Origin of the sequence: Streptomyces sp. NBC_00019, assembly GCF_045041015.1 — a bacterium.
Lineage (GTDB): Bacteria > Actinomycetota > Actinomycetes > Streptomycetales > Streptomycetaceae > Streptomyces.
Window position 1 is genome coordinate 10,829,418 of sequence record NZ_CP108302.1, and the last position, 24,433, is coordinate 10,853,850.

Annotated in this window: 16 protein-coding genes and 2 pseudogenes; 10 read left to right on the forward strand and 8 right to left on the reverse strand. The window is 68.9% G+C overall.

Features of this window, described 5'->3' with window-relative positions:
* Positions 1–2: 2 nt before the first annotated feature.
* The 5 genes from OHU89_RS50380 to OHU89_RS50400 form a co-directional block, all read right to left on the reverse strand.
* On the reverse strand, positions 3–659 hold the full coding sequence (locus OHU89_RS50380; protein WP_405653510.1) for a potassium channel family protein: 657 nt from the start codon (positions 657–659) through the stop codon (positions 3–5).
* Entirely contained in the window at positions 656–1,315 is a 660-nt protein-coding gene (locus OHU89_RS50385; RefSeq protein WP_405653513.1) for a potassium channel family protein, read from the reverse strand. The genes OHU89_RS50380 and OHU89_RS50385 overlap by 4 nt, the downstream gene beginning before the upstream one ends.
* Complete coding sequence (locus tag OHU89_RS50390) at positions 1,312–4,134, reverse strand: cation-translocating P-type ATPase (protein ID WP_405653516.1); 2,823 nt, start codon at positions 4,132–4,134, stop codon at positions 1,312–1,314. Before OHU89_RS50390 ends, OHU89_RS50385 begins: the two co-directional genes overlap by 4 nt.
* Positions 4,135–4,346: 212 nt before the next feature.
* The gene (locus tag OHU89_RS50395) at positions 4,347–5,219 is read right to left on the reverse strand and encodes a universal stress protein (RefSeq protein ID WP_405653519.1); all 873 of its coding nucleotides are present in this window, start codon (positions 5,217–5,219) and stop codon (positions 4,347–4,349) included.
* Positions 5,220–5,813: 594 nt separating this feature from the next.
* A complete protein-coding gene (locus tag OHU89_RS50400) occupies positions 5,814–6,689 on the reverse strand; it encodes a universal stress protein (RefSeq protein WP_405653521.1) in 876 nt (291 codons plus the stop codon).
* A 195-nt stretch (positions 6,690–6,884) separates the two neighbouring features.
* Between OHU89_RS50400 and OHU89_RS50405 the strand changes: the two genes are divergently transcribed.
* Both OHU89_RS50405 and OHU89_RS50410 read left to right on the forward strand, forming a co-directional pair.
* A complete protein-coding gene (locus OHU89_RS50405; RefSeq protein WP_405653524.1) occupies positions 6,885–7,154 on the forward strand; it encodes a universal stress protein in 270 nt (89 codons plus the stop codon).
* Positions 7,081–7,257, forward strand: a pseudogene (locus OHU89_RS50410) (hypothetical protein); the annotation flags it as partial. The gene OHU89_RS50405 and the pseudogene OHU89_RS50410, both read left to right, overlap by 74 nt.
* Positions 7,258–7,499: 242 nt before the next feature.
* Here OHU89_RS50410 and OHU89_RS50415 read toward each other — a convergent pair.
* Positions 7,500–8,432, reverse strand: coding sequence for a hypothetical protein (locus tag OHU89_RS50415; RefSeq protein WP_405655137.1), 933 nt, complete (start codon positions 8,430–8,432; stop codon positions 7,500–7,502).
* A gap of 308 nt (positions 8,433–8,740) precedes the next feature.
* On the opposite strand from OHU89_RS50415, the gene OHU89_RS50420 reads away from it, so the two are divergent.
* The 3 genes from OHU89_RS50420 (at position 8,741) to OHU89_RS50430 (ending at position 12,125) form a co-directional block, all read left to right on the forward strand.
* Positions 8,741–9,220: a hypothetical protein gene (locus OHU89_RS50420; RefSeq protein ID WP_405638640.1), complete on the forward strand. Its 480-nt coding sequence runs from the start codon at positions 8,741–8,743 to the stop codon at positions 9,218–9,220.
* Between the two features lie 5 nt (positions 9,221–9,225).
* The gene (locus OHU89_RS50425; protein WP_405654216.1) at positions 9,226–10,761 is read left to right on the forward strand and encodes an ISKra4 family transposase; all 1,536 of its coding nucleotides are present in this window, start codon (positions 9,226–9,228) and stop codon (positions 10,759–10,761) included.
* A 200-nt stretch (positions 10,762–10,961) separates the two neighbouring features.
* Entirely contained in the window at positions 10,962–12,125 is a 1,164-nt protein-coding gene (locus OHU89_RS50430) for a pentapeptide repeat-containing protein (RefSeq protein ID WP_405653527.1), read from the forward strand.
* A gap of 304 nt (positions 12,126–12,429) precedes the next feature.
* On the opposite strand, the gene OHU89_RS50435 is transcribed toward OHU89_RS50430, so the two are convergent.
* Positions 12,430–12,834, reverse strand: coding sequence for a hypothetical protein (locus OHU89_RS50435; protein WP_267013246.1), 405 nt, complete (start codon positions 12,832–12,834; stop codon positions 12,430–12,432).
* A gap of 247 nt (positions 12,835–13,081) precedes the next feature.
* On the opposite strand from OHU89_RS50435, the gene OHU89_RS50440 reads away from it, so the two are divergent.
* The 5 genes and pseudogenes from OHU89_RS50440 to OHU89_RS50460 all read left to right on the forward strand — a co-directional run bounded on the left by OHU89_RS50440 (position 13,082) and on the right by OHU89_RS50460 (position 17,266).
* Positions 13,082–14,260: a sensor histidine kinase gene (locus OHU89_RS50440; RefSeq protein ID WP_405653531.1), complete on the forward strand. Its 1,179-nt coding sequence runs from the start codon at positions 13,082–13,084 to the stop codon at positions 14,258–14,260.
* Positions 14,257–14,925, forward strand: coding sequence for a response regulator (locus OHU89_RS50445; protein WP_405653534.1), 669 nt, complete (start codon positions 14,257–14,259; stop codon positions 14,923–14,925). The genes OHU89_RS50440 and OHU89_RS50445 overlap by 4 nt, the downstream gene beginning before the upstream one ends.
* Before the next feature lie 387 nt (positions 14,926–15,312).
* On the forward strand, positions 15,313–15,738 hold the full coding sequence (locus OHU89_RS50450) for a transposase domain-containing protein (protein ID WP_405655046.1): 426 nt from the start codon (positions 15,313–15,315) through the stop codon (positions 15,736–15,738).
* Positions 15,639–16,406 (forward strand): annotated as a pseudogene (locus tag OHU89_RS50455) (IS4 family transposase). Before OHU89_RS50450 ends, OHU89_RS50455 begins: the two are co-directional and overlap by 100 nt.
* 539 nt (positions 16,407–16,945) lie before the next feature.
* Entirely contained in the window at positions 16,946–17,266 is a 321-nt protein-coding gene (locus OHU89_RS50460) for a hypothetical protein (RefSeq protein WP_405653537.1), read from the forward strand.
* On the opposite strand, the gene OHU89_RS50465 is transcribed toward OHU89_RS50460, so the two are convergent.
* Positions 17,263–24,423 carry an RHS repeat-associated core domain-containing protein gene (locus OHU89_RS50465; RefSeq protein WP_405653540.1) on the reverse strand — a complete coding sequence of 2,387 codons (7,161 nt, stop codon included), beginning with the start codon at positions 24,421–24,423 and terminating at the stop codon, positions 17,263–17,265. The two genes, OHU89_RS50460 and OHU89_RS50465, sit on opposite strands and share 4 nt — an antisense overlap.
* Positions 24,424–24,433 lie beyond the last annotated feature (10 nt).

A 24,433-nucleotide genomic window follows, 5' to 3' on the forward strand; every position in this document is an offset into this window, starting at 1 on the left:
GTTCACTGGAACGCCGCGTCGATCTCCTGCTCGGTCGCGTTGTGCGAGACGAGCAGGATCTCGTCACCGGGTCGGAGCCGCACCGCCGGATCAGGCACGGTCGGTTGTCCGTCGCGCACGATCGTGGCGACGACCGTCCCCTCGGGCAACGGGACGTCGCCCAGGGCACGGCCCGCCGTCCTGGACTGCGGTGTGATGGCCGTTTCGATGACGTCGACGCCGGCTTTGCTGAGCCGCAGCAGGGCGACCGTGTCGGTGGCCCCGGTGGCCTCCTCGATGAGGGAGATCAGCGGGGTGGCGGCGGGGACAGCGACGTCGACGCCCCAACGCTCATCGAACAGCCAGGCGTTGTCGGCGTCGTTGCACCGGGCGGCCACGCGGGCCACCGAGAACTGCCGTTTGGCGAGCAGGCTGATGACGAGGTTGTCCTCGTCGTCCCCGGTGGTGGCGATGAGAAGGTCGGCGGTGAGAGCGCCGGCGTGTTCCAGGAGGGTGGGTTCACAGGCGTCCCCGGCGATGAGCCGCACCGGGACGCGCCCCTCCAGTTCGGCGACACGGTCGTCGTCGGCGTCGATCAGCGTCACCTCGTTGTGGGCGGCGGCGAGCACCTGGGCGATCTGGGTGCCGAGCCGTCCGGCTCCGGCGATGATCACGTTCACGTGCCCAGCTCCTTGTCGAGAAAGCCGCGCAGCCTGCCGAGCGCGGTCGCGGCGACGGCGAAGGTGACCAGGTCGCCTGCCCGCGCGGGCGTGCTGTGCGCGGGGATCAGGGAGCGGCCGGCGCGGGTGACCTCGACGACGCGGATCTCGCTGTCGACCTCGAACTCGGTCAGCGGCCGCCCGGTCAGATAGGCCGGCAGTTCGGAGCGGTAGAGCAGGGTCTCGCCGTTGCCGAAGCTGATTTCGGGGGAGAGGTGGCGGTGCAGCAGCATCTGGTGGATCTGGTGGACCGTCCAGCGGACGCTGGTGATGGTGGGGATGCCGAGTTCGCGGTAGATGTCGGCGCGTCGCGGGTCGTAGATGCGGGCGAGGACGTTCGGCACCCGGTAGGTCTCCTTCGCGGTGCGCGCGCTGACGATGTTGCTGTTGTCCCCGGAGGTGACGGCGACGAAGGCGTCCGCGTGCTCGACACCGGCGGCCTCGAGGACGGAGCGGCTGTAGCCGTTGCCCTCGTGGAAGTGGATGTGGGGGCTGTCGGGCAGCTGCCGGGCCGCCTTGGGACGCCGGTCGACGACCTGTACGTCGTGTCCTTCGGAGGCGAGCAGACCGGCGAGGCCGGCGCCCACCCGTCCGCAGCCGACGACGATCACCTTCACTGTTGTGCTCCTTTCAGGCGCTCGGCGCGGCGGCGCAGCCACCACTTGCGGATCTCGTCCGCGATGAGGGGCAGGGTCCCGAGCCCGGCCAGTACCGCCCAGGCGGCGGCGTCGAGCGGGGCGGTGTTGAAGACGGCCTGCAGCAGCGGCACATAGCTGATCGCGGCCATGAGGGCGACGCCGAACCCGCCCGCCGCCAGCAGGGCTGGATTGGACAGCAGCCCCACCTTCAGGATGCTCTGCCGGTCGGTGCGCACCGCGAGAGAGATGAAGAACTGGCTGAACACGATCGCGCCCTGGGCCAGTGTGACGGCCTCCCGGTAGACGGGATCGTCCTCGGTGAAGTCGTCGAAGGGAACTCCGGAGGAATGGATGTGCCAGAAGAACACGGCGCACACGCCGAGCGCCTGGATACCGCCCAGGAACAGGATGCGCCCCACCACCGCGGAGGAGAACAGCCGCTCGCGCCTGGAGCGCGGCGGGCGGTCCATCACGTCCGGCTCGGGCCGTTCCGCACCCAGCGCCAGGGCGGGCAGCACGTCCGAGCCCAGGTCGATCGCCAGGATCTGCACCGCGCTGATGGGCACCAGCGGGAAGCCGACGAACGTCGCCGCCAGGATCGGGCCGAGCTCGCCGATGTTGCTGCTGAAGACGTAGACCAGGAACTTGCGGATGTTCTGGTAGACGGACCGGCCCAGCCGCACCGCCGTGGCGATGGATGCGAACGAATCGTCCAGGAGCACCATCGAGGCCGCCTCCCGGGCCACGTCGGTGCCCGACGCCCCCATCGCCACGCCGATGTCGGCGTGCTTGAGCGCCGGGGCATCGTTTGCTCCGTCCCCGGTGACCGCCACGACCTCGCCGCGCCGTTGGAAGGCGGTGACCACGCGCATCTTGTGCTCAGGGCTGACCCGGCACAGCAACAGCTCGGACGGTTCGGCGAGCAGCGTGTCGAGCGCCTCCTCGTCCATCGCGTCGAGCCGGGCGCCCGTCACCACGACCGGATCCGGCCCCCGTACGATCCCGACCCGCCGGGCCACCGCCTCCCCGGTGAGCGGGTGGTCGCCGGTGACCATGACGATCCGGATGCCGGCCCGGCGGCAGGCGGCGACCGCGTCGGTGACCTCCGGACGCGGCGGGTCCAGCATGCCGACCAGTCCCAGGAACGTCAGTCCCGACTCGGCCTCGTCCTGCGCGGGGTGGGGTCCGTCCAGCTCCCGCCGCGCGACGGCCAGCACCCGCAGCCCCTGCGACGCCAGCGCGTCACTCACCGCGAGCACTGCAGCCCGGTCCTGCTCTGTCAGCGGCCCGCTCCGCCCCTCCCACTCCACCTCGGCGCAGCGCGCCAGCAGTTCCGCCGGCGCTCCCTTGGCGCACGCCTGGTAGCCCACGGCGTTCTTGTGCACCGTGGTCATCAGCTTGCGGTCCGAGTCGAAGGGGAACTCGGTGACTCGCGGAGCCGCAGCCTCCTCCACGCCGAGGTCGAGACCGGCCTTGGCCGCGACGACGAGCAGCGCGCCCTCCGTGGTGTCGCCGAGCACCCGCCAGTGCTGCACGTCGTCGGGCGGGACCAGCCGGGCGTTGCAGCACAGGACCGCCACCCGGAGCAGCTCGCGCACCGGCGCCGTGTCGGCGACCTCCCCGCCAGGGGCGTACCCCACACCGGTCACCGCGTACGTCGCATCCCCCGCCCACACCCGGGTGACGGTCATCTCGGCCTGCGTGAGCGTCCCGGTCTTGTCGGTGCACACCACGGTGGTCGACCCGAGCGCCTCCACCGCCAGCAGCTGCTTGATCAGAGCATGGCGGCGCGCCATCCGCCGTACACCGATCGCCAGCGACACCGAGAGGGTGGCGGGCAGTCCTTCCGGCACCAGCGCGACCATCACCCCCAGCGCGAACACGAACAGGGTCACCACGGACTCCCCGGTGGGCAGCCGCACGGCGAACATCAGGGCACCGATCGCCAGGGCCGCTCCCGCCACCCGCCGCGCCATGGAGGCCACCTGGTGCTGCAGCGGGGTCTTCTGCCGCGGGGCCGCCGCGGCCAGCCGGTAGATCTGCCCGAACTCGGTCGTCGCACCGGAGGCGTAAACCACGGCGCGTCCGGATCCGGCGACGACGTCGGTTCCCATGAAGACGCAGTTGCGGGCTTCCAGCGGCGACCCGGTCGCCACCGGATCGGCCGTACAGCTCACAGGGTTGCTCTCCCCGGTCAACGGCGCGTTGTTCACCGCCAGCTCGTGCGCCTCGACCACCCGGCAGTCCGCCGGCACGGCGTCCCCGGCCTCCAGCACCACCACGTCGCCCGGCACCAGGTCCCGGGCGGGCACCTCCAGCCGCCTGCCGTCGCGCAGCACCCGACAGGCGTGGGGCACCATCGCCTCCAGCGCCTGGGCGGTCCGCTCGGCCGAGTACTCCTGCGCGAAGCCGATGGCGGCGTTCAGCACCACGACGCCCAGGATTGCCACTGCCAGCTGCAGAGTGCCCACGTCGCGCGGCTCTTCCAGCCAGTAGGCCAGGAAAGTGATCCCCGACGCGACGATCAGCACGACCGCGAAGAGATCCGTGAACTGTGCCCCCAGCTGCCGCCACACGGGGCGACGCCTCGTACGCGGCATTTCGTTGGCCCCGTACCGCTCCAGCCCCGCCCGTGCCCGATCCGTCGACAAGCCGCGCCGTGAGCTGCCCAGATCGGTGAACACCTCACCGGCGGTGAGTTCCCGTATAGGGGGACGCGGACCGGAACCGGATGTGGCGTCGACCGCCGCGTCCGTCCCTCCACCTGGTACCAGCGGGTCCGTACCGGTGCGCATCATCCGAACCCGTACGGCGCCGAGGCCCTCGGTTCCGGCGGAGCCGGTCGGATCGCGCGGAGGGCCTTGCGTGAGGCTTCCATCACGGACTCCAGTGAGTTCGGCGGCCGTCCGGCCGGTGTGCCGCCCCTGAGCGGCAGCGCCCTCTCATCGTGGAACGGGCCGTCCGCCGCCACCAGGGCCGTACGGGGCAAGGGATGGCGCCGTTCGGCGTCTCACACCGGGACCGTGATGACGGGGCAGCGGGCGTGGCGCAGCACTCCCTGGCTCACCGAGCCCAGCAGCACACCCGTGAAACCTCCGTGCCCGCGGGTTCCCACGACCAGGCCCAGCGCGTGTTCCGAGGCCTCCGTCAGGACCCGCACCGGGTGGCCGAGGACGACCTCGTGGTGCAACTCCACTCCCGGGTACCTCGCGGTCCGGCCCGCGACCGTCTCGGACAGCACTCGGCGGCACTCCCGCACAGCGGCGTCCTCGTCCAGGACACCGAGGAGCGGCGGATGCCACACGTACAGCGCCCTGAGGGCCGCTCCGCGCAGGGCCGCCTCCTCGAACGCCACGTCCACCGCCGCGGCCGCGTGCGGACTGCCGTCCACGCCGACGACGAAGTACGCGCGCTCCTGGGTGACGTGCTCCGGCTCCGGAACGACGACGACCGGACAGGGAGCGTGGGCGGAGACCGGCAGCGCCACGGAGGCGGAGGTGAACATCTCGCGCCGGGTACCCAGATGCCAGGAACCCACCACGACCAACGAGGCGTTCCGCGCCTCCTCCCGCAGAACCCACGCCGTCTCTCCTTCCGCCAGCACAGTTGACACGTCCACCGTCGGCCGCCGGGACTCGACGAAGGCGACCGCCTCCTTGAGCACCTCGGCACCCGCTTCGTGCAGCGTCCGGTTCCACTCCTCCCAGGACGGCAGCACCTCGCCCGACCGGTAACCACCCGTCGGCACACCCTGGGCGTGGACGAGCCGCACCGGCAGGCCACGGCGCTCCGCCTCGTCGGCGGCCCAGGCGAGTGCCAGCCGCTTCGAGGGATCGGGGTCGACACCCACGACGACCGGCTCACGCCCGTGCGGACCGCTCATGCCACCTCCAGCAGATCCCGTGCCGCCGTCCTTTCACTGTCCTTCCAGCGTGCCCCCAGCCGTCGGGAGCCGCCACGTCACGGCCTCGCGGCGGCACCCGCTCGTGCTCGCCGCCCTGCGCTTCAAGGGGCCGACTCGATCAGCGGCGTCGTCATCGCCGTTGACGGCGCAACGGGCGGCGACGCCCAACGGCAGAGAGCCCCCACGGCTGACACCTGGCGCTCGGCGTTGCCACAGGCCCCGACAGCGGGGTCGTTCGGCTGTTGCGCAGCTGCGGGCGCTGGCCGCGCCGGGGGCGAGAACCGGCGATCTCGTCTGCCCGTCGTCACGGTCCCGGCCACTCCTGCCACGCGGGCTCACCCAAGAGCACACCACCGAGCAGGACCGGGTTAGCGGTGTCAGCGGCTTGGGGAATATCGGGTGCTCGCGGTGGCTCCCGCCCGGTGCGCAGCCGGCGAGAGTTGGACCTGTGCAGGTGGTGTCGCCGCCGGGTGCCGCAGGTCCCGCGTTGCGATGGCCCAGACGGCGGACGGCAGCAGTGCGTCCGTGACGCCGAGTGGGTCCGACACCACCGGCTTCCCGTAGTGGCTCGGCTCACTCATGAGGGATGACGGCGACTGGGCAGCGCGCGTGGTGGACGGCGGCCTGGGCCACGGAACCCAGGCGTGGTGCCGGGGCGTGGTGGCTGCGCCGGCCCACGATCAGGAGTTCGGCGCGCTCGGCGGCCGCTACGACGACCCTGGCGGGGCTTTCGAGGCGGACGTCGTCCGTCACGGCCACGCCCGGAAACTTCTCGCACCAGGGGCGGAGGGCCTGCCTCAGGTGCTTGTGCGCGTCCTGGATGATCTCCTGGGTCACGGCGTGGTCCACGCCCCAAGGGGCGTACGCGTGGATCGGAATGGCGCGGCCGTGGACGGCGCGGAGGGGCACGCCCCGAGCTGCTGCCGTGGTGAAGGCGAATTCGAGCAGGTCGTCGCACGGGCCGTGCAGTTTCAGCCCCACCACCACTCCGCCTGCCGCACCCGACTCAGGCGTCGAGGGGCCTTCAGCACGCTTGTCGGCGCGGACGAGGACCACGGGCCCCTCAGCGCTTGCCACGACGGACATGCTGATGTCACCGAGGAAGTAGCTCTCCACAGGAGTCAGGCCGCGCGAGCCGAGCACGAGCATCTCCGACTCGGACGCCGCTTGGATCAGTGCGTCCTGCGCGTCGTCGGCGACCAGGTTGCCGACGACGGTGAGGCCCGGATGGTGCGCCTGGAGTTCCGTCTGGGCGTTGTGCACGAGCCGCTTCGCCCAGTAGTTCTGGTCGACTTCCGAGGGGACGGCGGTCGGTTCCGGCGCCAGTAGCGGCCACGCGTGCAGCAGGCGCAGGGTGAGTTTGCGCCGCTGGGCTTCGTCGGCGGCCCAGTGGGCAGCGGCGAGGCTCTCGGGTGAGCCGTCGAGGCCCACGGTGAGGACTCGTTCCATGGCGATTGCCTCCGTCTCGTACGAAACTGGAAGGGGCAGCGAGTGTGGCCGCTGTCCGGACTGCTGCGGTCTCGCTGAGTCTTTGGCCGTGCGGGCTGGCTGCGGGACGTGGCCGGCGCACGCATGAGCATTTGTGCCGGCGCGTTGACCACGGCGCTTCTCCCTTGAGGAGTACCCCAGATCTCCTCGCGGCGCATGCGGTCCCGGAACGGCGGCGAACGGACGGACGGACGTGAAGTCCGGCATGAGGAGGAGGCGGAAGCAACGACGGTTCCCCTGGTGGTCGGCATCGACGGGTCCCAGGCGAGCCTCGAGGCGGTGGACTGGGCTGCGGACGAGGCAGCCCGGCACGACGTGCCGCTCCGTCTCCTGCACGCGGCCGCAGCCGGCCATGACGCGTCAGACCTGGTCGCCGCAGCCTCAGAGAGCCGGCAAGAGTGCTTCTGCGGTGAGGCTGTCGAGTGAGGTGCTGTCCGAGGACGCGGCGTCCGCGCTGGGCGGCGAAAGACGCAACGCCCTCGCTCTGGTACTCGGGTTCAGAGGGCTCGGAGGTCTCGCCGGGCTGCTCCTCGGATCGGTCAGCCTGGCTGTGGCGGCCCGTGCCGACTGCCCGGTCGTCGTCGTGCGCGGCGGCGTGGAGCACCGGCACGGCCGGTTCGGGTGCGCCATTGCCGGAGTCGAGGACGGGGAGGGCAGCGGTACGGCCGTGGACTTCGCGTTCCGCGAGGCCCAAGTGCGGGGCTGCCGGCTCCTGGCGGTGCACACCTGGAGTGTCCCGGTAAGGAATCCTGGGCCTCCGGGACTGTCCGGCTACGCTCTCCAAGCCCTCGATCGCCCGCCTGCCCAGGTGCTCGCCGACGCCTTGCGTGGCCCGGAACAGCGGTATCCGGACGTGCCGGTGAGCAGCGAGGTGGTCCAGGGCCCGGCACGACAGGCACGCCCGACTCCTCCCAAGGGGCCCACTTCCTCGTGCACGGCGACCGTACTCGGCGCGGGGGTTGGTGCGTGCCGGGCGGGCGGCAGCTCGATGGGCAGCTCGGCAAGGTCGGCCAGGATCTGGAGCGCTGCAGCCCCGCGCGCGTGGCGCTTGTTGGGGTGCCAGGGGCTGACAAGGGTGACGCTCTCATCATCGATCACGCAGGTCACCCGAGCCCGAAACAGCCCCGAGCCACTTCCCTCGGCGAAGACCGGGTTGGGGCGGTTGCGCAGCGACTGGTAGAGCGTCAACACGGCTACGGCCGTCCCCGGCTCCGCACCGGCTGCCTGCAGGGCGGCGTTGCGCGCCGGTTCCCACGTGGAGGAGGCCGGCTCGTAGAGCACGGTGTGAAGGTCGCGGGGGATGAGCGCTCGGGCGCTGATACGCGTCGCCACCTCCGCCACAACGGCAGGCGCGACGCGTGGCTGCGCCAAAGCACGCTGCAACCGTGTGGCGAACGACTGATCGCGGGCCTGCGCCGGAGCCGACCCGGCCGAGTGCCGGGCCGCGGGCACCCAGCCCTTCTCCGTCTCGCCGGTCGGTTCCACCGGCTCGACTCCGCTCAGGTGTCCGAGCAGGCTCACGGCCGCGTACTGGAGAGCGGCCTTCCTGCTGGTACGTGCGATCGCGGCACCGTGGATGCCGCTGCCGGGGCTGTGCCAGTCGGCCTGGGCGCCGAAGATCTCTGCTCCGGCGGACTGCACGTCCCGCACGACGAAGGCGGACGGGTGATCTACGCGTGAGCCGGAGGACCAGGACATCATCATGCGAACCGGTACATTCGCGATCAACAACAGAGAGTGACGAAGAGTCGGCGAATTGGCTCGCGGCACGATGCCCGGATCTCTCCGGAGTACCGGGACGTGTTCACAGGCGCGGCCTTCGTTGACGAGGCGGAGTGACGCGCGCCATGGGTGCGGTAAGCCGCGAAGGGCAATGGGTGTAGATCTTCTGAGGGTGCCTCGTTGGGGTGATTCGCAGAGGTTCGGGATGTGGTCGGTCGTGCTGACTTCTACCGTCGCCGGGGTCGAGCCCGCCGTGAGGCGTGCGGGTGCTGAGCGAGGGTGGGTGTGGTGTGCCGTCGTTGATGGAGGCGTTGGAGGCCAGGCGAGCTGAGGTACTGGGCCATGCCGAGCGGCTGCGTGAGCAGATCGCTGGTCTGTCCGAGGAGTTGTCTGGGGCCGAGGAACGGCTGGCGCGGTTGCAGATCGCGCGGGAGACGGTGGAGGAGGTGTTGGCCGCGCCGTCTTCGCCGGTGCCGGGCTCGGACGGCGCGGGTGGGCGTGACGGCGGGGTCGCCGTGGCGCTGTTGAAGGCCGAGTCGGAGCTGGATGTGACGGTGATGTCGCCGGAGTACCGGGAGATCATCGCCTTGTTCGCGACCTCGGGAGCGGCGATGCGCTGCAAAGAGGTCTGTCGGCAACTGGGTCTGGGGACCGAGCCGCGGCACGTCGAGGGGATGCGCTCGAAGCTGAAGCGGCTGGTGGAGCGCGGAATCCTGGCCGAGCCTTCGTCCGGGCTGTTCAAGGTCGACGGCCGAAAGCAGGGGTGGTGAGCGTGGTGAGGCCGTCCGATGGTGCGCTCGCGGAGTGTGAGGACGCTTTCGCCGCCTCGGCGGGTCTGTTCGCCGCGGCGTGTGCGGAGCTGGCGGCTCCGGAAGCTGCGGTGATGACGCACGCGCGGTTGGAGGACCTGCTGGGTGCGCGGATGCGCGAGGTCACCCGGCAGTTGTTCCAGGACCACCTGACCCTGCGGGCCAGGGACGAGGTGCGCCGTGAGGACGTCGTGGACGCTGCCGGTGCCGGGCGCTCCCGGATCGAGCGGGGCCGGCGCCGGATGCTGGCCACGGTGTTCGGCAAGGTCACCGTGGTCCGGATCGCCTACCGCGGCACCAGGGTGGCGGACCTGCACCCGGCTGACGCGGTGCTGAACCTTCCGGACGCACTGCACTCGCACGGGCTGGCCAGGCTCGCCGCGATCGAGTCCGCCCGCGGCAGCTTCGCCGATGCCTGCGAGCGGATCAACGCCGTCACCGGCTCCGGAATCGGGCACCGGCAGGTCCAGGAACTCGCCGTCGGCGCCGCAGTCGACATCGACGCGTTCTACGACGCCCTCGTGCCGGCTCCCTGCACCGGCACCACGCCGCTGATCTTGTCGGTCGACGGCAAGGGCGTGGTGATAAGACCCGAAGCACTGCGTGAGGACACCGCGAAGGCTGCGGCCGCCAAGGGCGGCAACGCGATGAAGACCCGGCTGGCGTCCGGGGAGAAGCACGGCAGGAAACGGATGGCCACCCTGGGAGCCGTCTACGATGCCGAGCCCGCGCCGCGCACGGTGGACGACATCTTCGCCGACCCCGACCGGCAGGACGACGCCGCCCACGGCGCGACGCCCGAGCGCCGCCAGGGGCCGAAGGCCCGGTCGAAGTGGTTGTGCGGCTCGGTGACCGACACCGCCGCGCAGGTGGTGTCCGCCGTGTTCGACCAGGCAGAGCACCGCGACCCCGGCCACCGCCGTTGCTGGGTCGTCCTGGTCGACGGGGCCCGCCATCAGATCGACCTCATCAAGGCCGAAGCACTACAGCGCGGCGTGGACGTCCACATCATCGTCGACCTGATCCACGTGCTCGAATATCTGTGGCGAGCAGCCTGGTGCCTGCACGACAACGGCGACGCCTCCGCCGAGACCTGGGTCGCCCGCCACGCCCGCACCCTCCTGGCCGGCGGCGTGCAGCAGACCGCCGCCGCCATCGAGGAAGCCGCCCGCACCGCCGGACTGCGTGGCGCCCAGCGCAAAGGCATCGACGAGGCCGTGAACTACCTGACCGGCAAGGCCGAACACCTGCACTACGACACCGCCCTTGAACGCGGCTGGCCGATCGCCACCGGAATCATCGAGGGAGCATGCCGGCACCTGGTCAAAGACCGCCTGGACATCACCGGCGCCCGCTGGGGCCTGTCCGGAGCTGAAGCCGTACTCAAGCTGCGCGCCGTCCGCGCCAACGGCGACTTCGACGCCTACTGGACCTGGCACCAGCAGCAGGAATTCACCCGCAACCACCAGACGCGCTACCGCGACCAGGTCATACCTACCTGATCGACAGCGCCCTCATTAGATCTGCACCCAGAGGGCTTTGAGCAGGCCCGTCGGGCTGGCGGGCGATGTCGGTGCGGCATTCGGGACAGTGCCGGCCGTCCTCGGGCGGGGCACACGGGCAGCTCCAGCCGGGCGCGCCGGTGATGGTGCCGATGGCGAGGGGCTGCAACCGGCCGGGCGTCCCAATGGTCCTGCGGTGTATGAGTCCGAACTTGCCCCGGCGCCAGGAACGGCGCGGCCTACGCCTGTGGCCCGTCGGTATCGTCCTCGCTTTGGCCTTCGTCACCGCGATCGCCATCGCCGCGGGGGTGTTCTTCGCCGGGTGGGATCTGCTCGGCGCCCAGGGCCTCAAGCCCCAGCGTCAGCTCACCTCACAGACCCTTTTCGACCTGGTCAAACTGTCCTTCGGGGTAGTCGCCGGCGCCGGTGCGCTGGTCGCGCTGATCGTGGCCTATCGACGCCAGCGGGTCGACGAGGACGGAGCCCTGCGAGACGCCACCCGCCTGCACACCGAACGCTTCACCACAGCCGTCTCCCAACTCGGTGAGGAATCCGCCGCAGTACGCCTGGGCGGCGTGCACGCCCTGGCCGGTCTCGCCGACGACGCTCCCACCCGCGACCTGCGTCAAACCTGCATCGACGTGCTGTGCGCCTACCTCCGCCTGCCGTACACATACGTTCCCGAGGTCGACCCACCGTCAGACGATGTGTCTGCCCGGCACGCTTACATGGCGATGCGGGAGGTGCGGCACACCACTATCCGCCTCATTCGCGACCACCTCCGCCTCCCGCCCGAACACCCCCATTCCTGGCGCGGCCACGACCTGGACTTCACCGGCGCTGTCTTCGACGGCGGCGACTTCTCCGGCGCGGTGTTCTCCGGCGGCACGGTCTCCTTCACCGGCGCGGTGTTCTCCCGTGGCGGCACTGTCCGCTTCGCCGACGTGGTGTTCTCCGGCGGCACCGTTGACTTCTTCGGCACGGACATCTCCGGCACCGTCGACTTCTCCGGCGCGGTGTTCTCCGGCGCCAAAGTCACCTTCTCCGGCTCGGTGCTCTCCGGCGGCACCATCCGGTTCAGTCGTGCGCACTTCTCCGGCGGCACCGTCCGCTTCGACCGCGTGTTGTTCACCGACGGCACCGCCGACTTCAAACTGACGCAATTCTCCGGCGGCACCGTCGACTTCGACCTCGCGAGCTTCTCCGGCGGCACCGTCCGCTTCGACCTCGCGAGCTTCTTCGGCGGCACCGTCCGCTTCTCTAATGTGATCGGTGGCGAGCCATCTGGCTTGGTGCCTCAGGACGGACAACCCCTACCGACGGGACTGGACTTGCCCCCGGGCTGGTATCGGCCTACGTCCTGACGGCAGGATGTCTAAAGCCGGGGTGCGCACGCTACGTGCCGCCCTCCCCTGGACCTTCGCCGCTCAGGTCCACTGCATCCGGCCGCACCGTCGCCTGCGACAGATCGGGGAGCAGACGGCCCGCCAGAACATCCTGGCTGCATCCGTACGCGGCCTGCACGGCCGCGATCGCCTGTAAATCCCCTTGCTCCTGGGACGCGTTGGACGATTTCGAGGTCGGTGCCGAGGTTGGCGAGCGTTTTGCCCCCGAGTGCGGCACGTGCGGGGCCGGAACGGTCGGCCTCGCACGTGCACAGTGGCTGGGTCAGCAGGATTCGAGGCGGTCGACGTAGGGCTGCAAGCTGTTGTTGCTGTTGGAGCGGAATTTACGGTCCAACTCGCCCGCCGCGAGCTGGAGGCAGCCGCTGTCGTAACCGTTGCGCATGATGACCTTGACTCTTTGGGCGGTGGAGCAGCGGTTGTCGACGTAGACGTTGGTGTAAGGGCCCAAAATGTCACTGTGCGGGTACTGGGTGAACGTGACGCAGCTGGGCGCCACTGCCATCGGAGTCACCTTCGTCGGCGCTTGGGCCTGGCTGTTCCCGGCCTGCGCCTTCGCCGCAGGCGTGACGGAGGTCGGCGCCGCGAGGGCGACGGAGGGAATGAGGGCTCCCGAGCCCAGCACAAGCGCTCCGGCTGACAGGGCGGCCAATCGGCGGATCCGGAACATGATCACTCCTTTGATCGTGGACGGTGCGGCGGCCTGGTGCCCGCTCCGTTGGGTGGGTTTGTGCCGCTGGTCCTCGACCGTAGGCGCGGTGCCACGGCGGAGGCGTCCGACAGCGGGTGGAACACTGGCCCCACCGAGCGCGGTAGCCGCGCGGTTCGTGCGACTTCCGCGGCAGTGGTTCCTGCAACTTCCGGGGTACCGCGAAAGGTTGACGCCGCCGCGCGTTCACCGGCCTTAGGCTGCGGCGATGCGCATGCGTACGCCCCGCCCGCTCGTCCTCGACACGCTGATCGCGCTCGCCATGACGTGGGTGGCCGTCCGGCTGGGTCAGGTGTCGGTGGCGCGGGGCTGGCCGAAACTCGACGCCCCTGCCTATGTGCTGCTCGCCCTGGCGCATCTGCCGGTCGCCTTTCGGAGCAGGGTACCGATGGTGGTGTTCGCGGCCGTGCAGTTGGCCGGCGTCGCCTACATCAGCCTGGGGTACTGGCCGGTGGCGTCCGCGTTGGGCTCGATGCTCGCCCTGTACACGGTGGCGTCGGTGTATTCGGCACGGATTGCCGTCGGCTGTGCGGCGGTGATGACCGCCAAGTGGGTGTATGTGGGTGTGATCAGCGACAGCCTGTCCATGACGCTGGTGGTGAGCCAGGCCCTGCTGTTCAGCTTGGTGCTGGTGTGGTCCGGCACGCTGGCCCGCCGCTCTCGCGAACTCGCCCGGCAGCTGCGCGTCGAGCAGGCCGAGCGGGCCCGCCGTGAGGTCGCCGCCGAACGTGGGCGCATAGCGCGAGAGCTGCACGATGTCGTCGCCCACCACATGTCGGTGATCTCCGTGCAGGCTGGCCTGGCCCGGTTCGTCCTGGACTCCGATACCGCCACTGCCCGGGGCGCGCTCGGCACCATCGAGGACACCAGCGGCGAGGCCTTGGAGGAGCTGCGGCGCATCCTGCACGTCCTGCGGGAACACGATCTGGGCGGCGCCGAGTCAGCCGCCCCCGTGCCCACCCTCGCACGACTCGACGACCTGCTCGAGCGCATCCGGGCCGGTGGCGTCCCGGTCGAGCTGAGAATCAAGGGCACCGTGCGTCCGCTCGCCCCGGGCGTCGAACTGTGCGCGTACCGCGTCGTCCAGGAGGCCTTGACCAACGTCCTCAAACACACCCACCACGCCGACGCACAGGTGCGACTGCACTACCGGCAGCATGAATTGACCGTCACTGTCACGGACAACGGAACGGGCAACGGAGACGGGCTGATTCCGGCCGGAGTCCTGGCAGGCGGCGGACACGGCTTGATTGGCATGCGGGAGCGGGCCAAGCTCTACGGCGGGACGATCAGCGTCGGCCCACGCGCCGAGGGGGGTTTCGCGGTCCGCCTGACCCTGCCGACGTCGACAACCGGCGCACGGTGGGGAGATGAGCGCAGGAGATGACCAGAGTCCTCGTCGTCGACGACCAGTTCCTCATCCGCGCCGGCCTCGTCGGCCTTCTCAACGCCGCGCCCGGCTTCGAGGTCGCCGGCGAGGCTGGGGACGGCGAGGAGGCGGTGCGGCTGGCCGCCAAGACACGGCCCGACGTGATCCTGATGGACATCCGCATGCCCGGTATGAACGGCATCCAGGCCACCAGGCGCATCCTCACGGACGCGGTCGACCCCGCGCCACGGGTGCTGGTCCTGACCACCTTCGACCTCGACGAATACGTGTACGGGGCATTGCGTGCCGGGGCGTCAGGTTTTCTGCTCAAGGACTCAGGACCCGAGCGGCTGCTGGCCGCGGTGGCCGCGGTCGGGGGCGGCGACGCACTCTTCGCCCCCAGCGTGACCCGGCGGCTCGTCGAGGCGTATGCCCAACAGGACCGATCCGCGCACGACGCCCAACCCCCGCCGGACCTGAACACGTTGACCCGCCGCGAGGTAGACGTTCTGAAACTCATCGCGCGCGGCCTGTCCAACCCCGAGATCGCCGACCAGCTCTCCATCAGCGAGGCGACGGTCAAGACCCACCTCAACCGCGCCATGACCAAGCTTGACCTGAACAGCCGGGCCCAGGCGGTAGTGATCGCCTACGAGACAGGCCTGGTGACACCAGGAGGGTAGGCGGGCTGCGCGGCCCGCGACCGCAGACGCCCAGGTTCAGTTGGTGACGTGCGCGTTGGCGCGGCGTACACGTGGCGTAGACGTTGGGCGGCCCACGAGCATCCGGAGATCGGGCCGGGCCCCGGCGGTGAGGGCGCGTTCGGGATGGAGAAGGCCCTGGTGGAGCGCCTGCGAGGCCAGGGGGTGCTGGGCGAGTGGCACATCCCGGCGAAGTCGTCCCTGTTTCGGGCCCGGCAACGCCTAGGGCCAATGCCGTTGTTTTAGTTGCGGGCGTACGCTGCTGCGTAGTGCTTCCCGGGGGTGGTGCGGGTGTCTGCGGATGTCGGCGAGTTATCGGGGCTGGGACTGCTGACCTGGGTGTATCGGCCTGGGTTGGTGGATCGTGTGGTGGCCGCTTGCGGTCGTGGCGAGCAGCGCAGACGCCTGCTGCCGGCCCGATTGGTGGTGTATTTCGTGCTCGCCCTTGCCCTGTTCTCGCCGGCTCCGTATCTGGAGGTGATGCGGCATCTGGTCGAGGGCCTGCGGAGCCAGGGCCTGTTGGGCGAGTGGCGCATCCCTGCGAAGTCGTCGCTGTTTCGGGCTCGCCAGCGGCTGGGATCGGAGCCGCTGCGGGTGCTGTTTGCCACGACCGCGAAGCCGATGGGCACGGAGACCACTCGGGTTGCTTCTGGCGAGGGCTGCGGCTGCTGGCAGTGGACGGCACCTGCTGGGACGTGGCCGACAGCGCGGCGGATGAGGCCGCCTTCGGCCGTCCCGGGAACAGCCGTGGCCACGACAAGTCCTCCTTTCCTCAGGTGCGGATGGCCTGTCTGATCGAGGTGGGCACCCACCTCGTCCTGGATGCCGAGCTGGCCGGCTGCCGCACCGGCGAAGTCACCCTGGTCAGCCGCCTGCCACGCTCCTGTCAGTCCGGCGAACTGGTCCTGGCGGACCGGGAGTTCCTCGGCGTTCCGTTGTAGAGGGCCTTCACCGACAGCGGCGCCGATCTGCTGTGGCGGGTGCCCGCCAACCGCATCCTGCCCGTCGAGCGGCAGTTACGGGACGGGTCCTGGCTCTCCCGCATCCACGCCCACACCGATCCCGCGCACCGTGATCCGGTCACGGTGCGGGTGATGGCCTACCAACTGCACGGCACCAGCCGCGAAGGCGAGGACTACCGGCTGGTGACCAGCCTGCTCGATGCCCGCCGTTACCCCGCCCGCCAGCTGGCCGCGCTCTACCAGGAACGCTGGGAAGCAGAGGCTGTCTTCGCCGAGCTCAAGACCCATCAACGCGGCGCCCGCATCGTGCTCACCAGCAAGACGCCCGACGGAATCCTGCAGCAGATCTGGGCCCACCTGCTCGTCCACCACGCGCTGCGCGAGCTTATGGTCAGAACCGCCGCCACCCGCAGCCTGGATCCCGACCTGATCTCCTTCACCGAAACCCTGCGCTCCGCCCGGCGCAGCGTGACCATCACGCCGGGCAGCTTTTCCCCCTGAGCTGCTGGTCAGAGCCCTCGTCTGGCTCCAACACGACCTGCTCGAACGCGTCCTGCCACACAGACGCCTACGCAGCCAGCCTCGCGTCGTCAAACGCAAGATGTCCAACTACCGACTCAAACGGGCCGAACACCGCACCTGGCCCCAACCCACCCGCACCGGCACCCAAGCTGTCCGAATCCAACGCCCCCAACCCGCAGACCCGTAAAGCAACAGCATTGCCTTTAGCCACGCCTCAAGAAGCTCAATCCATGATTGCTAAGAATTAAGAGACTTGATTCGACCTATCCGTACGAAGAGGTGGCACTCGCTGGAATCCTGTAGGCAGCCGCAAGAGCCTTTTCGAAGATTACAACTAGATCATCAGGAGAGTACGTGAATCCTGATCCTTCGGCCTTGCCCAGTGCAACTACCAGGCTCGACCCGTTAGCGAATTCGAAGCGGAACGACCAAGGCATTTCCGAACACCCCTCGTTAGGCACATGCCAGACGGGAGTAATACTCGCGATTGGCACCCCAAGGAATCTCGCCCAATCGACGTGATCACTCACATCGATAGCATCCCCTGGCAAGCCGACATCCAGCTCTCGGGCGTTCCTGAATTCAATCGCCAAGCCTTCGTTGAGACCATCCATCGCCCAGGACAGAACCAGCGCGCTACCGCTGCCCATGACCAGCTCAACGGCCATGTCGACTTCGTGGGCACGATCTTCCCTATGCCCTTCGGGCCAGACTTCACCTTGCAGCACTACATAGCGGGCGGTCCTTACGACCTCTCCTACGACAGTGTTCTGAAGGTCAGCAAGACCGGTGCCACCATCTGCCCGAGCAGCCCACGGCAGAACTACCAACATACCTAATACCGCCCAAAGTACTGGAACTGACCATTAGCGTCGAACGTCGCCCCGATCCCGCGCCCGCCGGCCGGGTCCGGCATGATATACCGTGTCCCGCCGGCGAAGTTGCCAGAAGTGACCGGAGACGTAGCTGTTCTCGGGTTGGTCAGAATGTCATCCAACAGGTCCTGACCCGCCGATTTCAACTGCTTACCTGGAACTACGGGCAGATCCCCGCGGGTCATATGCTTCTGGTATTCGCGTCCTGCGTGAGTCGTATTCCCCTTAGCCGGACGCATCCCACTCAGCGAAAGAGCATCCAGATCGGGACCGCACGGAGTGGAATTGTGCACGAGGACAGGCGTAGCCCCCGCCAGCACATAGTACGTGTGGAAGCCGTCGACGGTGAGGTTGCGCGTTTCCTGCCTTCGGTCGAACGAGTGGGTTGCGGCAACCTCGACCACCGCGCCGGTGTTCGTGCGTAGGGTCGCCCCCTTCTCCAGATCGACCGCGTTGATCCATGCGTGTTCTGACGGCGACCAGAACGGGTGGTGGTTGGTTGCGATGATCTCAGCAGTACCGTCACTCGTTCTGACTGCTACTTCCGTGAATTCCTTATCGTCCTCTGTGATGATAGTAGCGAGGACAGTGCGCGCTTCTGTCTTTCCGGTTTCAGGGTCGGTGGCGATTATGTTGTCGCCTACCTTGACATCCTGAATTTCCTTCACAGTCCCATCGGCCATGAGGATACGCGCTGCGGGCAGGAAGCTATTGAAGGAGCATATGCTCGCCGCTTGCTTGTTGAGCGCTTTCGCTGCCTGGTTGAGGCCCCCGGTCAGAACGCCCAAAACGGCGCCTGTACCTTGATTGGCGAGAGCTTCGGTTGTGGACTCTTCGTCTCCGTCCAGAGCGTCCGATGTGGCAGCGCCGGCGGCACCGGCGGCACCAAAGCACATGTACGTGGCGCCTAGGCTCGCACCGCCCGTTGGCGCCGCTGCTCCGATGGCGACGGTCTCACATGCAGAGAAGGAGACAGCGGACGCCACTGCGCCTGCAACGCCTGCCCAGAACCCGGTGTTGTCGTGGTTTTCGGTATATGGCTGGGCGAGGCAGGCGTCACGGACCATGTATCCGTACTGCGAGCAGTCAGTTCCTGCGCCGTTGCTGGAGGGAGTGCCACTGCCGTTGCCGTTGCCGTTGCCGTTGCCGTTGCCGTTGCCAGCAGATTCGCTGCCGCCATCTGGTGCGGGGTCGCCCTCTTCCGCGCCGCCGCCGGCGGCGGGTACCAGGAACAGGCCGGACGGGTCGGCGTAGTTGATGGGGTCGTTGCCGCTGTAACTGTAGGCGGAGAGGTTCTGCGGGTCGTAGGGGGTGCTGAGGGGGTCGGGGCTGAGGAAACGGCCGAGGGCGGGGTCGTAGGCGCGGGCGCCGAGGAGGGACAGGCCGGTGCTGGTGTCTTCGGTTTTGCCGAGGAAGCCGTGGTTGGTGCCGGTGGGCAGGGTGCCGCTGCGTTCGTCGCCGAAGGGCGTGTAGCGGCGGCGGGTGGTGGCTCCGGTGGTGGCGTCGACGGCGAGTTGGGTGGAGGCCTGGGTGTCGGCCAGCAGGTAGGTGAGCTTGCCGCGCGTGGCGGTCGTGCCCTGTGTGGTGCGCATGGCCACGGTGGTGGTTCCGCTGGTGTAGTAGCGGGTTGCGGTCACCGTTTTTCCGTCGGTGGTGCGCAGTTCCATGCCGTCGATCGAGGCCACGGTCTCCTGGGGGGTGGTGCGGAGCAGGAGGCCGCCGTCGGCGTCGTAGCTGTAACTGGTCTGTTCGCTGCCGCTGGAGGTAGTGGTCTTGACCGTGGCGAGCTGACCGAGCTTGGTCCAGGCGTAGTCGGTGGTTTTGCCGGTCTCGACGCGCTGGGTCATCTGGCCGGCGTTGTCGTACAGGAAGCTCTCGGTCGCGGTCGTGGTGCCGGAGGCGATGGTGTTGATCTTGCGTACACCGTGGGGCTGTTCGGCGTCGGCGGTGGTCCAGGTGCCGGAGTCGTCGTATCCGGGGTAGAGGTAGTCGCCGGTGGTGGCCGTGCCGGCCTTGTTCGTGTCGGTGACGGACTGCAGGTTGCCCAGGCGGTCGTAGGTGTAGGCCGTCTGGTAGGGGTCCTGCCCGGTGAAGTCCGACTCGGTCTTGTACAAGCAGGTGTCACCGCGGGTGAATGCGCTGGTGAGGCGGGCCTGCTCGTCGTAGGTGAAGCACTGGGATTGCGCGGTCTGGCCGCTGGCGGATTCCCGCAGGCCGGTCAGCTTGCCGGCGAAGTCGTAGCTGTAGGTGTCCTGTTGCGCGTCACCCTTGACGACGCCCATGAGGCCGGAGTTGGTCGTGGTGGAGATGCTGTTCAGCCAGCGGGTTCCGTCGTCGTCCCGGTAACCGTAGGAGCGCTGGACCGTGGCGTTGGTACTGGTGGCGACTGCGGGGCCGTAGGAGCGGCCGGACAGGCGTCCGTAGGCGTCGTAGGCGGTCGTGCGGACGTAGCTTTGCCAGTCGGAGGTGAGGCTGCGGGGCTGGCCGTAGTCGTTGTAGGCGGTGGTGACGGTCTCCGCGTCAAGGCCGCCCGCCTCGGGGTAGCTGACGGAGGTGACGTGGTCGGCCGCGTCGTAGCTGTACTTGGTGGTGAAGTCCCCCGCCAGGCCGGTGACAGCGGCAGGGATGGTGACGGTGGTGCTCAGGGGGCGGCCGCGGTCGTCGAAGCTGTTGGTCTTGGTTGTAAAACTCCTGCCGCTGGTGTCCCGGCTGGCCGTCGCGGTGATCTGGCCCTTGCCGCCGGCTACACCGTCCCAGTCCCAGGAGGCGACCACGGTGCTGCCGCTGGTCACCGAGGTCTTGCGGCCCAGGTTGTCGTAGTCGTAGGTGAGGACGGTCCTGGCCCAGCCGGTGATGTCGTCGAAGTCGCTGCTGGTCTTGCTGATCCGGCCGTTGGCGTCGTACTGCGTGGTGGATTTGCCGGTGTCCGGGTCCTTCGTCACGGTGCGCTGGCCGGCCCAGTCGTAGGTGTAGGTGGTGGGGTTGCCGCGGGAGTCGGTGATGTTCTTCAGGCTGCCCTTGGCCGTGTAGCCGTACTGGGTGGTGAAGGTGGAGGTGCCGTTGTGTTCGACGACCTTCGACGTCTGCCCGAACACGTCCGTGTAGGTGTCCACGTCGCCGCGCGCCGGCTGCGAGGCGGTGGCGTAGTCACCGTGGTAAGTGGCGCTCGACCAGCCGTACCTCGCCACGCCGGTCCCGCCGTACGCGATGATCTTTGAGTACGTGGTGCGGCCGGCCCAGTCCAGGGTCAGGTCGGTGTAGGAGGGGAGATCCTCCACCTTCGGGCTGACCGGTCCCCCAATGCCGGCGGTTCCCTGGTTACGGAAGACCGCCGACGTGCCGGTGACGTTGCCGGAGGTGTCGTAGCGGGTGACGGCGACCTGCCGGTTCGCTACATCCTCATCGTCCGGGAGCGGAGACTGCGCCTCCCGGGTGCGGCCGAGGCCGTCGGAGTAGGCGTAGGCGGTCAGGTAGGTGGTGCCGGACTGCAGGATGTGGCTGGCGACCCTCGGGTAGCCGTCGACCGAGTCCGGGACGCCGTTGCTGGGGGAGGTGGGGATGCTGTAGCTGTACTTCAGCGAGGGCGAGGAGCCGGTCTCGGTCGGCTTCCACACCTCGGTGGGGCGCCCTGCGGCGTCCAGGCTGATGGTGGTGGTCTTTCCGTTGGCATCCTTGGTCTGATACGGCACGCCCCAGAAACGCGATATCCACACGGTGGAGGTCAGGGCCGGGCGCAGGTCGGTGACGGCGTCGCCTGGCTTGGGAGTGGTGGTGGTGACACCGTCGACGGGCCAGGTGTTGGCCGGGTTGTAAGTGGTCGAGGTGCGGTTGCGGTCCGCGTCCTCGGACCAGAGCACCCGGCCCGCGTCGTCATAGCCGAACCGCGCCTTGATGAAGTCGGTGGTGCTGGCGCTGGCGTGGGTGCGGGTCTCGGTGGGATTGCCGTCGACCGGCTTGTTGCTGGCCACATCGGCGGCGTTGTCGTAGAGAGTGACCGTGTAGCCGTCCTGGTTACCGCTGGCGCGGCCGTCACAGCCGCTGCCGACGGTTGCGTAGTGGCGGACCTCGTCGCCCAGGACGGTCCAGCGCTGGATGCTGGAGCCGTCGTACAGGTCGGTGTTGTAGGCGCGGCCGTAGGTGGTGCAGCGGTTGTCGGCGACGCCGGCTTCACCCTGATCATCCACGCGCAGCGGCAGGCCGTAGGTGCCCGAGGCTGCTTCGGCGGAGTCGTATTCGTTCTGGACGACGTGGGTGCGCCAGCCGGTAGAGATCTTGGTGAGGGTGGTGGTCTCGTCCTCGCGGACGAAGCGGGCGTCGGGCAGGCCCTCGTACTGGGCGGTGTTGTGGTCCCAGTAGTGGTGGAAAACCCGCTGCTGGGAGTTGCCGGTGTCGTCGCGCTGGGAGGTTTCGATGGTCCTGCCCTGGAGCCAGGGCGAGTCGGTGTAGGCGGTGCCTTCACCGTCGTAGACCTTCACCGAGCGGGTGTCGGAAGTCTCCTTGGAAGTTCGGTCGCCGTCCAGGCCGCGGTAGAGCCAGTGGAAGGTGGAGTGCTTCACCGCCCCGGTACCGGAGGTGACCTCCACGCGCTGGTAGCCGCGCCAGTCCGTCCAGGACTCGTCCTCGTCCTTGGTGAGGGGGTCGTTGGTGAAACGCCAGCCGGCGCCGCCCTGGTAGTCGTAGGTGGTGGTCATCTCCGGGGCACCGTCCTGGCTTTCGGTCACCGTCGGGTCGACGGTCACCTTCGTGACCAGGAACTTCTTGAACCAGCCGGACTTCGCAGTGGTCTCGCCCTCAGGGGTCCACTTCTGCCAGAAACAGTCCTTCGTGTTCGACGCCTGCGTGGGCAGGTCATCGATGCTGCATGCGTTGGGTGACCCGTAGGAAACGGTGGTGGTGGCTCCCAGATCACCGTGGATGGTGTCCAGGCGGCGGAAGTTCAGTTCCGTGGAGCCGACCTTGTTGTCCAGGTCGACACCGTTGAAGTTGATCACCGGCAGGACGATGTCGGTGCCGTTGCCGTAGGTCTTGCGCTGGACGTAGTCCAGCCACAGCGTCTTACCGATCGTGCCGTCCGGATTGGGCAGGCCGTGCTTGGTCTGGTACTGCTGCACCAGATCCCAGCCGTTCATGCCCGTGTTGAGGGCGAACGTCTTGATGTCCCACAGCATGTCCTTGCTGAAGAACGTCGGATAGTACGTCTTGCCCGCGCAGTTGTAGTCCGCCGACGTGCCGTCACAGAGCAGGTCGACGGGGACGTCGGGGTAGGAGCCGGGGGTGGTCTTGATCGACGGGCAGGCGCCGGGTTCGCCGCGCAGCGGATCGGTGTCCGTCATGCGCTCCGTACACCGGCCCACGTGGGTGAGCTCGACCTTGCCCGTCGGCTTGGAGCCGGTGATCTGGGCCGGCCAGCCGTACTCGATCGCCGTCAGATAGCCGCTCGCGGGGTAGGAGCGGGCCTGGTCGACGTCGGCGACGGAGCGATAGTAGTTGGTCTCCTTGTCGTAGAAGTAGGCCGACTCCACCTCGTTCGCGTCGACCGTGCGGTCCAGGCTCCACCGCCAGGCCTGCGTACACGGCACCGGGAACTGGGCGTGGCACGGCTCGCCCGTGTTGTTGCCGACCACGGGGACCGTGAACACGGAGGCGGTGGCGGCGCTGGTGCGCTCGGAGCGGCCCCAGCCGAAGTAGTAGCGCTTGCCGTCCTGGGTGGAGATCACCCAGTACTCGTCGTCCGCACCGTGCCCACCAGTCAGGTGCTGCACCCGCCAGCCCGGATCGTTCTGCAGGTGGTACCGGCCGGTGCCGGTCCCGTCTTGCACCAGCGTGGAGGAGACACCGTTGAGGTTGATGACGTAGACCGCGCCATCAGGCTCCTCAGTGGTGTTGGGCGAGTCCCAGCACAGGTCACCGATGGTGGACAGGCCGTCCTGGGTGCAGTTGCGGTACCTGCGCTCGATGAAGCCGACGTTCAGGTCCCAGCCCATGCCGACCCAGGACGCCTGGTTGTTCGACGCCGAGGTCCGCCCGTCCACCGACTGCGAGTTGTACGACATCCCCAGCGAAGGAGCCGACCCCATCGCCGGCGCGGGCAGGCTGACGGGCAGGCTGTAGGAGAAGGCACCCGAACCGGTCGCCACCTCCCACGACCCGGTCGGCGACAGGGTCGAGGCGCGGTAGTCGCCCTTGTCCGACGACGAACCGGTACCCACAAGGAAAGCGGAGCCCGAGTCAGCGCCCAGCTGCGTGGACAGACCACTCGAGTCGGGCCCGGCCGTCACCGTCGCCGTCAGCGTTCCCGCCGCGGTGTCGTTGTCGACCGGGATGAACTCGCGCTCGGTGCAGCCCTCCGCCTCCGGGGTCTGCAACGCACACACCGGCACCTTCACCAGCCGCAGCCGGGACGCGAAATCACCACCGAAGGCGTACTCGAAACCCGAGTAGTCGATCGCCACCTGCACCAGGCCCGGCGTACCGACACCGTCGGTACGGGTCACCTGCACACCCAGCCCCACACCACCGGCCGGAGCAATCTCCGCACGGTCCAGCACCCGCACATCCACCTGCTCCGGCGACACCAACTCCGCAGCCGGATCGGCCGGATCGGCCGAATCGCCAGCCGGGGAGGTGGGTTCACCGGATGCCGACTCCGACGGCTGTGCCGAAGCGTCCGTGCCCGGCTCGCTGGTGGCGGAAGCAGTGGCCTCCGGATCCGCCGTCTCCGCCGCCGCGTTGGCGTCCGCAGCGCCAGTGGCGGTCTCTGACGGTGTGGGAGAGGCGTCGTCTTCGGCCAGCCGGATGTCGGTCAGCTGGGCGGCAGCACCCTCGGGCGCTGGCGCGGGGGCCACCTCGACCACCTCGGCAACCTCGGCAACCTCGGCAACGTCGGTGCCCGCGTCCCCGGCCGTCTCGCTCGGGGTGGCCGACGGCTGTGGGGTGACCGTACCCGGCTCCCCGGGTTCAGCTTGCGACAGATCCACCGTCGCCTCGGCCGCCTCGGGCCAGCTCGGCTCCGGCAGCGCCTTCCCCGTCTCCTCCGCCTGCTGCGCCGGAACCGTCCCCAGCGACTGCGAGGGCACCAACGGCGTGGAATCCTCCGCAGTCGCCGCCGCAGACGGCGTCACCACCGATGTG